This window comes from Natrarchaeobius oligotrophus (genome assembly GCF_003841465.1).
Taxonomy (GTDB): Archaea; Halobacteriota; Halobacteria; order Halobacteriales; family Natrialbaceae; genus Natrarchaeobius; species Natrarchaeobius oligotrophus.
In genome coordinates, this window is sequence record NZ_REFZ01000004.1 from 249975 (window position 1) to 262920 (window position 12946).

A 12946-nucleotide genomic window follows, 5' to 3' on the forward strand; every position below is an offset into this window, starting at 1 on the left:
AAACTCGCGTCGGTTTCGACGCCAGTGAACTCAACACACACCGTCGAAGCAGGAAGCCGCCGCCCTCGAGACGCAAGCGGCGAGAGCCGGGAGTGATCACCTGGGTTTGGGCTACTGACATTCGAGGACGGTGATCTCCTCGACCGGCCACTGGCTCAGAATCTCGACGCCGTCTTCGCGGACGACGACCATCTCCTCGAGACGGACGCCCTGTCTGCCGGCCGGCTCCTGGGTCTCGACGGCCATGGCCATCCCCTCCTCGATCTCGATCGGGTGCTCGAGCGAGAGGCCGCGCCAGATCAGCGGTACCTCGTAGAGTTGCAGGCCGAGCCCGTGGGCCCAGTGGTTCGTCGTCAGCTGCCAGTGTTCGTCCGCGCCGTAGTAGTCGGCGCGCTCGCCCGCCATGTCGGGGAACGCGCGGGCGATCTCGTCGGTCGTCGCGCCGGGTTCGATCCGCTCGAGGACGTCGTAGAGGCGGTTGCGGGCGGTCCGGTACGCCTCGCGCTGTTCCGCCGTCGGCTCGCCCACGGAGAAGGTGCGGTAGTAACACGACCGATAACCGAGGTAGCCCACGTTGTAAAAGTCGGCGTAGACGAGGTCGCCCGGCCGAATCACCCGGTCCGTCGCGTTCGCCTGGTGTTTGGGCCACGTGTTCGGTCCGGAGGTCAGGTAGCCGCCGCCGACGAACGCCCCGTGGCGCCACAGCTCCGAGACAGCCTCCCCCCACACCTCGGTCTCCCGGCGACCCGGTTTCGTCTCCTCGACGATCCGCTGGAAGCCCGCCTCGCAGATCGCCGCGACCGTGCGGAGACACTCGATCTCGTCGTCGGTCTTGATCGCGCGCGCCTCCGCCATCGCCTCCCTGGCGCTCGAGACGTCGACGTCGATTCCCCGGCCTTCGAGCGCGGCGACGAGCGCCGGACTGTCGACGTCGAGGCCGAGTGGCTCGTCGTCGACGCCGTACTCCGCCATCGCTTCGTGTACGGTCTCGGCCATCGTCGATCGGAGGAACTCCCGGGCGGACGCGCTGCCCGACGCGCGCGGGACGTTCCCGAGTCCGGGGCAGGCGTACCGGACGTCCTCGAGCCACGGGCAGTTCGCGCGCTGGGTGGTCGCGTGGTCCGCGGTGTCCCAGTGGACGACGTCGCCGTCCTCGGTCACCAGCGTGTAGTGGTCCGCGCCGCTGCCGCCGGTCATCGCAAGCCCGGTCACGTATCGGACGTTCGGATCCGAAAGCAACAACGCTGCGCCGAGGTCCGTCTCGCGCAGCCGTTCGAGCGCTCGTTCCTTGCGCTCTCGACGGAGTCGCCGGGTGTCGATGCGTTGCTCCCAGTCGACCGCCTGGGTGCCCCGGGTTCCCTCCATCGGCCGTCGGTCGTAGAACGTCATGGTCTGGCGTGCCACACCCGGCTACAAAATCGTACCGTCGATTCGGGACCCTCTCCCCCGATTTTCCGGTCGCGCCGCCGTCATACCTGACGGCCGCCGCCCCGGCGCTCACACCGGCTCGAGACCCGCTTCCTCCCGTAACACGTCGATATACTGTCGAAAGCCCGACTCGAGGTCGTACGCGGGTTCGTAGCCGAGGTCGGCGCGAGCCGCCGTCGTGTCGAGGTTCTGGGTCCAGGGGAGTTCGCCCTCGTCGGAGACCTCGAGGTCGGCGTCGGGAACGATCGATTCGACGGTCTCGGCGGCTTCGCGGATCGTCGCGAGCGTCCCGCGGACGTTGTAGACGCGCCTGCTCAGTTCGTCTTCGGGTGCGAACAGCGCCCGACGGAACGCCTGCGCGACGTCCTCGACGTGTTGCCAGTCGATCACCTGGTCGCCGTAGGCGACGCTGTGGGGCTCGCCGCGGGCGGGCTTTTCGACGACGTCCGCGAGAAACGCCGAACCGCCGGTCTCGCGGTAGGGGCCGTACGCGACGGTCGGACGCAACGCGACGTCGTCGAGTCCGCGGTCCTCGCGGTAGACCCGGGCCTGGTGTTCGTTGTACTCTTTGGTCGCGCCGTAGAGCGTCTCCGGGTAGACGAGTTCGTCCTCGCCGACCCGATCGACCTCGTAGTTCGTCGGCGGGGCGTACACCGCCGCGGAGGAGGCCCACGCGACGCGCTCGATCCGGTCTTCGAGGATGCAGGCCGCCTCGAAGACGGTGTTCGTCCCCAGCACGTTCACCTCGGCCGCCGCGCGCGGATTCTCGCGGACTCCGGTCGTCAACAGCGCGGCGAGGTGGACGACGTGGGTCGCGTCCGTCTCCCGGAGCGCCCGGATCACGTCCGTCGGCTCGGTGACGTCCCCGCGGCGAACGGCGACCTCGGACTCGACGCCGAGCTTCTCGAGGATCCGCGTCTCCGTCGAGCGGTCGAACGCCACCACGTCGTGGCCGCGATCGAGAAGGTCCCGTACCACGTAAGAACCGACGAACCCGGTTCCGCCGGTTACCAGTACGGTCGCGTCGGCGTCGGTCATGGCTCACCCTCCGGCGGCCGGTCCGGCGTCGACTTCCGGTACGTCTTCCGGGAAGAGGACCGATCGATCGCAGTCGTCGACCCGCTCATGTCGCAGTAGCGCAACGTCCGAAACCTTCGTCCTTCCGGTGGATCCACCTCGCTCGAGACCTCACTCCCCGCCGCTCGCGCTCGGAACCGGGTGCGAGCCGTCGGACGACGGTCGGTCGGACGCCCGAAGTGAGCGCCATTCCGCCGGAAACAACGGGTTACCGATCGGTAGGCGTTGCGTTCTCGAGTGCACTTCGTGTGCACGACTGCCACGATTTATTGGGCTTCCTCGAGCAGCCATCCGCAATGTACGAACGGATTTCCCTCCTGGTTCGTCGACCGGAACTCTCCCACGCCGAGTTCGTCGACGCCTGGCGGGCCGGCTCCGCGGCGGTCGGCGCGGATGACGACGGCGTCGTCCGCTACCGGCAGGTGCTTCCGACGGAGCCGGAGGCCGCCGAGTTCGACGGTCTCGCCGAGGTGTCCGTCGAGCGCCTCGAGGACCTCCCGGACGGTGACGATCGCCGGGACCGCCGCGAGTTCCTCGCGCTCGAGGAGTGCGCCGAGTTCGTGGGCGAGCGCACCGTCCAGACGGACGAGGTCGACGGCGACACGGACGGCCTCTACAAGCACTCCGCGTTTCTCGTCCGCAAGGACGGGTTGAGCCACGAGGAGTTCCTCGAGTACTGGCAGACGAACCACACGCCGATCGCCCGCGAGATCGAAGGCGTCGTAAAGTACGACACGCTCGTGCCACCCGACCCCGAGTCCGCGACGTTCGACGGCGTCGCGGAGCTGTACTTCGAGGACCTCGAGTCGCTGTACGACGCCCTCGGAAGCGAGGGGTCGCGGGATTACGATCCCGAGCGAGGGGCGGCGCGGAAAGCCCGCGAGGACGTCGACGAGTTCCTCGCGATCGAGGACCGACCCCGCTTCATCGGACGCGAGCGAGTCGTCCGAGACGACCGGTCGAACTGATCGCGGCCGACCGAAGATCGGCCGGTCGCCCGTCCGTCCCCGGAACCGACACCGCCACCGATACCGATACCGCCATCGAGTCCGATTCATCCCGAATATCTTTCGGATATTATGGTATCATTCGAAGAAGGTAGTTCTCCAACGGCACTTCGACGGCACCCGCCGCCCCCTCGAGTCACAGTCGTCGACCGTCTCCGGGCGTCCGAGCAGCGAATTCGACCGGTCTCGTCCTGTATTCGGTCGATCCACCTGCTCGATCGGCGTTTCGCCACACCGCGCGATGTGCGTTCCCACCGGGTGCTCGCGTCACGTCCGTTCCGGATGCTGGCGTCCATTCCGAACGGTCGGGAATCGTTTCGGACGCTCCGGGTGTTTCCGGCGCGTACTCGAGTCACCGCCGGATCGGCCGAAGGCGGCCCACGACGCTCGGAGAGCGAGTCTCGAGCGATCGACGGTCGGATCTCGCCGACGGGACTCGTGGCGGGTGCCGTGTTGTTCGAATACCGCTCAATAGTCTTGAAGCTGATGTGTATTGTTACATCTCTGTATTCGTATGGGATCTTCGACGGCGGGATCGAACCGATATCCGAAATTCAGTTTCCGAACGCGCCGCGTTCCTCCAGGTCGTCGAGTTCAGATTCGTCGTAGCCGAGTTCCGCGAAGACGCTTCGGGTGTGCTCGCCGAGACGCGGCGGCGGGGACTCGAAGCCGCTGTCGGCCCGGTCGTAGTTCAGCGGGTGTTCGACGACCGGAATCGCTCCGCGCTCGGGGTCGTCGATCGTCGTCACGGCGTCGCGCGCCTCGGTCTGTTCGTTGTACAGGGCGTCGTCGACCTCGTAAACCGGACCCGCGGGGATGCCGGCGTCGTCGACGAGGACGTCCATCCACTCGTCCGTCGTGCGCTCGCGGAACGTCCCCTCGAGTTCGGCTTCGAGTTCCGCCATGTGTTCGACCCGGTCGCCGTTGGTCTCGAAGCGCTCGTCGTCGGCGAGCTCGGACCGATCGATCGCGTCACAGAGGCCCCGCCAGAGCTTCTGGTTCAGGCAGGCGACGTTGAGGTAGCCGTCGGCGGTTTCGAACGTCTGGTAGGGCGCGAGAACCGGATCCTTCGTCCCCATACGGGACGGCGAGTCGCCCGCGAACACCTTTCCGGCTTGCTTGGTGAGCCACGGGAGGGCGGCGTCGAGCATCCCGAGGTCGATGTACTCGCCTTCGCCGGTCAGCTCGCGCCGGTAGAGCGCGTTCGAGATGCCGAAGGCGGCCCACATCGCCGTGATGAGATCGGTCATCGGCAGTCCGACCTTGACCGGTCGCCCGTCCGGTTCGCCGGTGACGCTCATGATGCCGCTCATCCCCTGGATCAGCAGGTCGTAGCCGGGCCGCTGGCTCCAGGGTCCCGTCTGACCGAACGCCGAAATCGCACAGTACACGATCTCCTCGTTGTGCGATCTGATCGTCTCCTCGTCCACGTCGAGCCGTTCGGCGGTGCCGGGACGGTAGTTCTGGAGGAAGACGTCCGCCTCGCTCGCGAGGGCGTACAGCGCCTCGCGGCCGGCCTCGGTCTTCAGATCGAGTTCGACGCTCCGTTTACCGTAGTTGACCGTCCAGAAGTACGGCGACTCGCCGTCGATAAACGGCGGCCCCGAGTGGCGGTTGTCGTCGCCGACACCCGGTCGCTCGACTTTCACCACGTCGGCCCCCTGGTTCGCGAGCATCAGCGAGCAGAACCCGCCGGTGACGAACGTCGTCAGGTCGACGACGCGGACCCCCTCGAGAATTCGATCGTGAGAACTCATGTCGTATCGCACCGATTGGCGCGGTGGGGGAAAAATCTTCGTGCCCGACGACTCCGGATACCCCGGTACGGGAGAGTGAAGCGTCAGTTCGCCGGGCCGGGGCCGCCCGTCCCGTCACTCGGATTCGAGGACGTTCGCTCCCGCTCGGCTCTCGCCGACTCGATCGCCGGCTCGAGTTCGTCGAAGAGCGCGTCGGCGTCCGCCGGGAAGACCTCGACCGGCTTTGGCTGGCTGTGGGTGTGGATCCGGACCCGATCGCGGTGGCGGTAGGTGCGGTAGACGCTCCAGAGACCGAACGCGGCGAAGACGGTCCCGAGCAGGGCGTTTTCGGGAATCGAGTAGAGACCGAACAACAGGAGAGCGCCGCTCAAAATCGCCAGGAACCAGTTGAACGATTCGTTCGCGACCTCGCTGACGTTCGTGTACGGCACGCTCGTCAGTTCGTCGTCCGATCGGACCAGAACCCGCCGTTCAGTCACCGCGATTTCGCCGCCGCGCCGGAGGTCACCACGAAAGTAGAGCTGTTCGCCCCGGTCGAGCTCGAGGCCGCGTCTGCTCGGCATTGGTGGCACTGCGTGCGGGGATTCCTTGAACGTTTCCCCGACGGCGAAAAGACGGTTCGGCGTCGATCAGTCCGCTCGATCGACCGCCGCGGGCTCGTCCGAACGCATCCGTTCGAACACCGTCTGGAACTCCGATTCGTCCTCGGAGAGCTGTTCCCACTGGGCGAGGCCGCGCTCTTCGCGCGTCCCGCTGACCGTATTGTCGAGGATGAACGCGATCAGTCCGCCGACGGCCATCGTCGTCGAGCCGATGACGAAGATCGTATCGGAGACGACCTGCTGGCCGAGAACCGGACCGATGACGGCCGCGCCTTCGGCGATCGCCTGGAAGTCGCCGGGGCTCTCGAAGTTCGCGAAGTAGTTCGGCAACGCGAGTCCGAGGAACAGCGCGATACCGATGATGAAGACGTTTCGCGAGGCGTCGAGGTCGACGAACTTCAGGTTCGACAGCCCGACCGCGGCGATCTGTCCGAACATGGCGATGTACAGCGCGCCGACGATCGGACTCGGTATCGAGACGATGAGCGCGCCGAACGGACCGAGGAAGCCGACGATGAGCATCACGATCGCGCCGATCTGGACGACGTACCGCGAAGCGACGCCGGTGATCCCGATCGCGCCGATGTTCTCACCGTAGGAGGTCGATCCGTTGCCGGTTCCCATGATCCCCGCGAAGATGTTGCCGAGTCCTTCCATTCCGATTCCGTGGTTGATTCGCTTTTCGCTCGGCGCACCGAGTCCGGAGATCCGGGCGACGGCGTAGTAGTCCCCGATGCTCTCGACCATCGAGGCGACGACGCCGGCGAAGATACCGATCGCGAACGCGAGCGTGAACTCCGGTATTCCCCACTGGAACGGCACGATCGGCTGGACGATCGGTGCTTCGGTGACCAGCGCCGTATCGACGTAACCGGTCTCCGCGTGGCTCGCCTCGGTGTAGACGCCGAGTGCGGTCATGATACCGGCGACGATCCACGCGGTGGCGATGCCCAAAAGCACGGGGAACAGCTTCGCGTACCGACTGTACTGGTCGAGGTACTGCGAGAACAGGATGATCAACAGTAACGTCAGTCCGAGCAACCACCAGTTCTGGTCGACCCGCGTCACGTCACCGACGTCGATCAGCGAGAGGCCGATCAGGACGATCACCGGCGCGATCACGACCGGCGACAGGTAGTACTTCAGCTTCCCAAGCAGGCCGGAGTAGCCGAGAACCACCTGTATCGCCGCGGCCGCGATGATCGCGCCCTGCAATTGGAGGATCGTCGCCTCCCAGGGGCCGCCGTGTGCGACGATGATCGCGATCGCCGGGGCGAGCAGCGCGAACGTTCCGCCCTGAACGATCGGATATCGGTTTCCGATCGTCGTCTGTGCGAGCGTCGCGACGCCCGAGACGACGAAGAACGTCCCGACGAGTCGGGCGGTCTCCGCGGGCGGCATCTCCATGAGCCCCGCGAGGATCAGCGGGATCGCGACGGTCGCGCCGATCATCGTCAGGTAGTGCTGTATGCCGAGGAAGATCGACTCCCCGATCGGTGGCTTGTCTTCGATGCCGTACTCGACGAACGAGGCCTCCTCGCGGGAGACCTCCCCGCCGTCCGTCCTGGGTTCGTCCGTGGGTTCGTGTGTATCGGTCATGTGTCCCTCTCCTACCGTGTCGGGTGTTCACACCCACACAGGTATACGAACAAAACCCAAGCGCGCACACATAAAGATACCGCCGCTGGCGGGCATCGAATCCGGGGTCCAGGCCGCGATCCGTCCGCGGACGCGGATAGTCGTGTTTCCGCCACGGATTCGCTCGCCGGCCGGGGCCCGTTCCGTCGTCGTGCGCTCGAGCGCCCGCCGAAACCGACGCCGCTTCGGGCCGCTCGAGCGTTCACCCGGGGAATACACTCTTGGGGTTCGACTCCATGTGTAGGCGTAATGGTCTCTCAGCCCCAGTACGCAGTCGCGGCTGAACTGAACGTCGCGGTCGAAACTCGCGACGGCGTCGAACTCGCGACCGACGTCTACCGCCCGGCCGATCTGGACACCGGCGAACCGATCGACGACCCGAAACCCGCGCTTTTGGACCGAACGCCGTACGGCAAGCGCGGGCGGATGGAGCGCCACGGCGAGTGGTACGCGAAACGCGGTTACGTCGTCGCGATCCAGGACTGTCGCGGACGATTCGACAGCGGCGGCGACTACTACATCTTCGTCGACGAACCCGAGGACGGCTACGACACCGTCGAGTGGCTCGCCGACCGCGAGTACTGCGACGGTCGGGTCGGAACGTTCGGCACCTCCTACGGCGCGTGGGTCCAGACGGCGCTCGCGACGCAGGACCCGCCCCACCTCGAGGCGATGTTCGTCAACCAGGGCGCGGCGAACGGTCGGAAGGCGACGTTCCGACACAACGGCGCGTTCGAACTCCGCTGGCTCTGCTGGGCGTACACCCTCGGCGGCGGCTTCGCGAAGCGAGCGCTCGAGGACCCGGAGATTCAACAGCGACTGGCGAACGTCGACGTTCGGGACGTCCTCGCGAACGGGCCCGTCCAGCGGGGGCAGTCACCCCTTCGACACGTGCCCGACTACGAGGAGTGGGCGTTCGACATCATGACGCAGGGTGCGGCGAGCGACGAACTGTGGCGAGAGCCCGGAGTTAACTTCGAGGCCTACTACGACGAGATGGCGGACGTGCCGACGGTCTACGCCGGCGCGTGGTACGACTCCTACACGAAAGCGACCTGTGACAACTTCGTCGCCCTCGCCGAACGCTCGGAGAGCGACCACTATCTGCTGATGGGGCCGTGGACCCACGGCTGGAACAGCTATCCGCTTCCCTCGTGGAACAAGTCCTACTCGGGCGAACTCGAGTTCGGCGAGGCGGCGCTTCGGGACTACCAGGAGACGCGGCTGCGCTTTTTCGATCACTATCTGAAGGGGAAAGATACCTGGAGCGATCAGCCGACGGTCCAGTACTTCCAGATGGGGACCGGCGACGGCTCACAGACCCGCGACGGCCGACTTTTCCACGGCGGCGAGTGGCGCGCGGCCGAGGCGTGGCCGCTTCCCGACACCGAGTACAGAACCTACTACGCACACGGTGACGGCAGGCTCTCGACGGACGCGCCGACCGTCGAGGAGGACTCGACCAGCTACGCGTTCGATCCTCGAGATCCGGTTCCGACGATCGGCGGCAACTGCTCGTCGTACATCACCTACGAGCCCAGGGACGAGTCCATCCTCGAGTATCCCCTGAGCGAGCGCAAGATGCAGGACATCACCGGCCGAGGCGGCTTCGACCAGCGGACGCGCCCCGACACGTTCGGCGCCGACGAGCCGTACGGTCCGCTCGAGGAACGAACCGACGTTCTCGTCTTCCGAACGGAACCGCTCGAAGAGGACCTGGAGATCGCCGGTCCGATCCGGGTTCGGGTGTACGGCTCGACCGACGGTCCCGACACCGACTTCACGGCGAAGCTGATCGACGAACACCCGCCGAGCGAAGCACACCCCGACGGCGCGGCGATCAATCTCTGTGACTCGATCTGTCGCGGGCGCTTCCGCGGCTACCGCGACGAACCCGACCTCCTCGAACCGGGAGAGGTGTACGAATTTTACATGGAGCCCTACCCCACCGCGAACGTGTTCGAGGCGGGTCATCGAATCCGCCTCGACGTCTCCTCGTCGAACTACCCGCGCTACGACGTCAACCCCAATACCGGCGGACCGCTGTACGGCGATCGCGAGTTTCGGACTGCGACCAACGTCGTCCACCACGACGCCGAGTACGCGACCCACGTCGAACTACCGGTTCAGCCGACGAGCTGAGACGGATTACTGCACCGACGTACCGGCACACCCGCCGCCCGCGTCGCGGGTGCGCCGGAACTGACGGACAGGAAACCGTATGAGTCGATCACTCGAAGCGATCGGTTTCGGACCCCTCGAGCCCGTGGAAGTCGCTGCTCGACGTTTCGACCGCGGACCGAAGGCGTGGGGAGCCGTCTCCGGGCGCTCGAGGGACGACGAACGTGAGCGCCCGGGGATCGACCCACGAGAGCGCTCAGGTAACGGCCGCCGACGGTCTCGATTTCCTGGACGTCGACCAAACGCTAAGGGTATAGAGAGTCAACTGGGAGACGTGCCCGACAGTATCCTGGTTCCGGTCGACGGCTCCGAACGATCCGCGGAGGCACTCGAGTACGCGATCGAGACGTTTCCCGACGCACGGATTACGGCGTTTCACGCGATCGAAGCGGGACAGGGCGACCTCGGGACGTTCTCCGGTATGACCGGCGACGTCCCCGACGACGAACCCGAACTCGAGCGCTCCGAGGAGATCCTCGAGGCGGCCCGTCGACGCGCCGACGAACGCGGCGCGACGATCGACACCGAACGCGGACGGGGCCGTCCCGACCGGCTGATCGTCAAACGCGCCGAAGAGGGGGATTACGACGTCGTCGCTATCGGTAGCCACGGTCGAGATGGCGTCGCACGGGTGCTTCTCGGAAGCGTCGCAGAAAAGGTTGCGCGTCGGTCGCCGATTCCAGTGCTCGTCGTGCGCTAACTCCCGGTGGGATGTCCGCCGTACGCCGACAACCGAGACTCGATCATCGTTCTTTGAACGCGACGCACCGACAGACGCTGGATTCGCCGCCGCGGAACCGCCACGGGAAGGTGCCGATCTGGACGCGTTCGTTGAGCAGCTCTTCGGGAACCTGGGCGTTCTCGACGTGGATGATTCCCTCCGGAAAGAGTTCAGTGTGCATCAACTGGTACCCCTCGGGCGGGAAGATCTCGTCTAAGTCGTCGACGCCGAGGTGGTCCCTGGCTTCGGCAGCCAGTTCGGGGCGGACGTCCCGGATGACGGTGTTCATCGGGTGGTCTGCGCTCCCGCAGTCGAGCAGCAGGTAGTTGAGGTCCATCTCCAGACACCACTCCGCGAACTCGGCGTTCGGGCCGGGATGTTTGCAGAAGTAGCGGTGGGGGTCCGCGTCCTCCTGGTGCCAGGCGTGCTGCTGGTAGCCGGTGTGGATGAACAGGATGTCCCCCTCGCGGACGTCACAGACCTCCTCGATCATCTCGCTGGTGTAGACGTCGTAGTCGCCCACCTGGTCGGAGACGTCTGCGACGACGCCGTCGCCGACGAGTTCGTCCAGACCGACGGATTCGATGTCCCGTCCGCTGGCGACGAAGTGTTTCTCGCCGTCGAGGTGGGTGCCGGTGTGGTTCATGAACTCGATTTTCTGTCCGTTTACTTTCTCGGTGTCGAGGCTCTTTTCGTACCACACCTTCGGGTTGTCGTAGGTCGGCCACGCCGGCGTATCCTGCGACCACGGCTGTGTCAGCTCGTACATCTCGTAGCCATCGAGCATACCCACGTAATTCTTGGCCGCTCACTTAAACCTACGTGGCCGCCCGCCGCGTCCGTCACCACGGGCGTCCGCCGACCGCCACGTTCGCGATTGAATCATCACGTTCGTGATATTGAACAACACTTAATAGGACGGTTGGGAAAGACACACGATGTCTGCGTGAACGACCCATGACTACCAGTACCAATCACCGGCACCGGTTCCGGCTCACGCGGCGGCCGGCTCCGGCCGAACTCGCGTGCGCTCACGCTCCGAGGCCATGAAGCCCGCGCCGTTCACCCACCACCGGCCGGAGTCGGTCGAGGAGGCCCTCGAGCTGCTCGCGGAGCTCGAGGAGGCCGAACTCCTCGCCGGCAACCAGTCGCTCGGGATCGTGATGGCGAACCGGCTGGCGACGCCCGACCACCTCGTCGACCTGAACGGCGTCGACGACCTCGCGTACGTCGAGGAGACCGACGACGGCGTTCGGATCGGCGCGATGGCCCGCCACCGGACGCTCGAGCGCTCGGCCCTGCTCGAAGAGCGCCTTCCGATGCTCCCCGAAGCGGCGGCCCAGATCGCCGGTCCCGCGGTTCGAAACCGGGGGACGATCGGCGGGAGCATCGGCGAGGCGGATCCGGCCGGCAACTATCCCGCGGCGCTGGTCGCGCTCGAGGGAACCCTCCACCTGCGCTCGCTCGAGGGCAGTCGAGACGTCCCCGCTGACGAGTACTTCGTCGCCTACATGTTCACGGACCTCCGCGAGGACGAACTGATCGAGTCCGTCTCGGTGCCGACCGACCCGTTTCCGCCCGCCCGGACGGGGATGACGTTTCTCGAGCTCAAGCGCGCGGCCCAGACCTGGCCGACCGTCAGCGCGGCGACCGCGGTCCGGATCGACGATCCGGACGCCGAGGATCCCGTCGTCGAAGACGCACGGATCGCGCTGGCCAACGCCGCCGACGTTCCCCTCCGCGTTCCGGACGCCGAGGAAGTCGTGGTCGGCGAACCCCTCTCCGAGGCCGGCCTGGCGGAAGCCGCCGAACGGGTCACGGCGGCGGTCGAGCCGGAAGGCGAGATGCACGCGGACCGGGAGTACAAGGAGGCAGTGGCCGGCGAGTACGCGAAACGCTCGCTCGAGACGTCGTACGAACGCGCGATCGAATCATGTTAGAATTCACCGGCGAAAACGAGATGGAACAGTCGCCCGACGAACTCTGGCCGTACTTTACGGACACGGACGTCCTCGCGGCGTGTGCGCCGGGCTGCAAGGAGATGACCCTCGTCTCACCACACGAGATCGAGGCGGTGCTCGCGGTCGGCGTCGGAAGCGTCAAACCCGAGTTCGACGTCGACGTCGTCGTCACCCGAGCCGAACGGCCCGAATCCCTCGAGATGACTGCGGTCGGTCACGCGCCCCGGAACGAGTTCGAGACGACCGCGAAGATGGAGTTGCGCGAGACCGACGACGGCACGACCGTCGTCTGGTCGGCGACCGCCGACGTCTCGGGGACGATCGCGAGCCTCGGCGGCCGCGCGCTCAAAAGCGTAACGAACAGACTCGTAACGAAGTTCTTCGCGGATCTGCAGGAGACGGCGGACGAGGGCGTCGAGGCGACCGCAGAACTCGAGGCCGCGCCCGAGGACGTCACGCTCGAGACGGACGGCTGAACGTCAGGCGCTCAATCGACAGCGAAACGGCACGCTCGAGAACGACGCCGAATTTTCTCGCGGATTCGTTTCCATCGTGCCTCTCCGATCGAGATCGC

11 protein-coding genes are annotated in these 12946 nt (G+C 66.1%); 5 read left to right on the plus strand and 6 right to left on the minus strand.

Annotation, left to right across the window (positions count from 1 at the left end; genetic code table 11):
- Positions 1-111: 111 nt before the first annotated feature.
- Together EA472_RS07945 and EA472_RS07950 are read right to left on the minus strand one after the other, a co-directional pair.
- A complete protein-coding gene (locus EA472_RS07945; RefSeq protein ID WP_124190973.1) occupies positions 112-1389 on the minus strand; it encodes a M24 family metallopeptidase in 1278 nt (425 codons plus the stop codon).
- A 108-nt stretch (positions 1390-1497) separates the two neighbouring features.
- Positions 1498-2466: an NAD-dependent epimerase/dehydratase family protein gene (locus EA472_RS07950; protein WP_124190974.1), complete on the minus strand. Its 969-nt coding sequence runs from the start codon at positions 2464-2466 to the stop codon at positions 1498-1500.
- A 335-nt stretch (positions 2467-2801) separates the two neighbouring features.
- On the opposite strand from EA472_RS07950, the gene EA472_RS07955 reads away from it, so the two are divergent.
- The gene (locus EA472_RS07955; protein WP_124190975.1) at positions 2802-3473 is read left to right on the plus strand and encodes an EthD domain-containing protein; all 672 of its coding nucleotides are present in this window, start codon (positions 2802-2804) and stop codon (positions 3471-3473) included.
- Positions 3474-4066: 593 nt separating this feature from the next.
- Here the strand turns inward: EA472_RS07955 and EA472_RS07960 are convergent.
- From EA472_RS07960 to EA472_RS07970, 3 genes are all read right to left on the minus strand, one after another.
- Positions 4067-5269, minus strand: coding sequence for a CaiB/BaiF CoA transferase family protein (locus EA472_RS07960; RefSeq protein WP_124190976.1), 1203 nt, complete (start codon positions 5267-5269; stop codon positions 4067-4069).
- 83 nt (positions 5270-5352) lie between these two features.
- Positions 5353-5832, minus strand: coding sequence for a hypothetical protein (locus EA472_RS07965; RefSeq protein ID WP_124190977.1), 480 nt, complete (start codon positions 5830-5832; stop codon positions 5353-5355).
- A gap of 66 nt (positions 5833-5898) precedes the next feature.
- Positions 5899-7470, minus strand: a complete 1572-nt coding sequence (locus EA472_RS07970) for a uracil-xanthine permease family protein (RefSeq protein ID WP_124190978.1) — start codon at positions 7468-7470, stop codon at positions 5899-5901.
- Positions 7471-7758: 288 nt separating this feature from the next.
- Here EA472_RS07970 and EA472_RS07975 point away from each other — a divergent pair, with 288 nt between their 5' ends.
- The gene (locus EA472_RS07975) at positions 7759-9651 is read left to right on the plus strand and encodes a CocE/NonD family hydrolase (RefSeq protein WP_124190979.1); all 1893 of its coding nucleotides are present in this window, start codon (positions 7759-7761) and stop codon (positions 9649-9651) included.
- A gap of 313 nt (positions 9652-9964) precedes the next feature.
- On the plus strand, positions 9965-10390 hold the full coding sequence (locus EA472_RS07980; RefSeq protein WP_124190980.1) for a universal stress protein: 426 nt from the start codon (positions 9965-9967) through the stop codon (positions 10388-10390).
- A gap of 43 nt (positions 10391-10433) precedes the next feature.
- Here EA472_RS07980 and EA472_RS07985 read toward each other — a convergent pair whose 3' ends face one another.
- Positions 10434-11198: a cyclase family protein gene (locus EA472_RS07985; RefSeq protein WP_124190981.1), complete on the minus strand. Its 765-nt coding sequence runs from the start codon at positions 11196-11198 to the stop codon at positions 10434-10436.
- Between the two features lie 259 nt (positions 11199-11457).
- Here EA472_RS07985 and EA472_RS07990 point away from each other — a divergent pair, with 259 nt between their 5' ends.
- Complete coding sequence (locus EA472_RS07990; protein ID WP_124190982.1) at positions 11458-12351, plus strand: FAD binding domain-containing protein; 894 nt, start codon at positions 11458-11460, stop codon at positions 12349-12351.
- The gene (locus EA472_RS07995) at positions 12345-12848 is read left to right on the plus strand and encodes a CoxG family protein (protein WP_243637797.1); all 504 of its coding nucleotides are present in this window, start codon (positions 12345-12347) and stop codon (positions 12846-12848) included. Before EA472_RS07990 ends, EA472_RS07995 begins: the two co-directional genes overlap by 7 nt.
- The last annotated feature ends 98 nt before the right edge of the window (positions 12849-12946 follow it).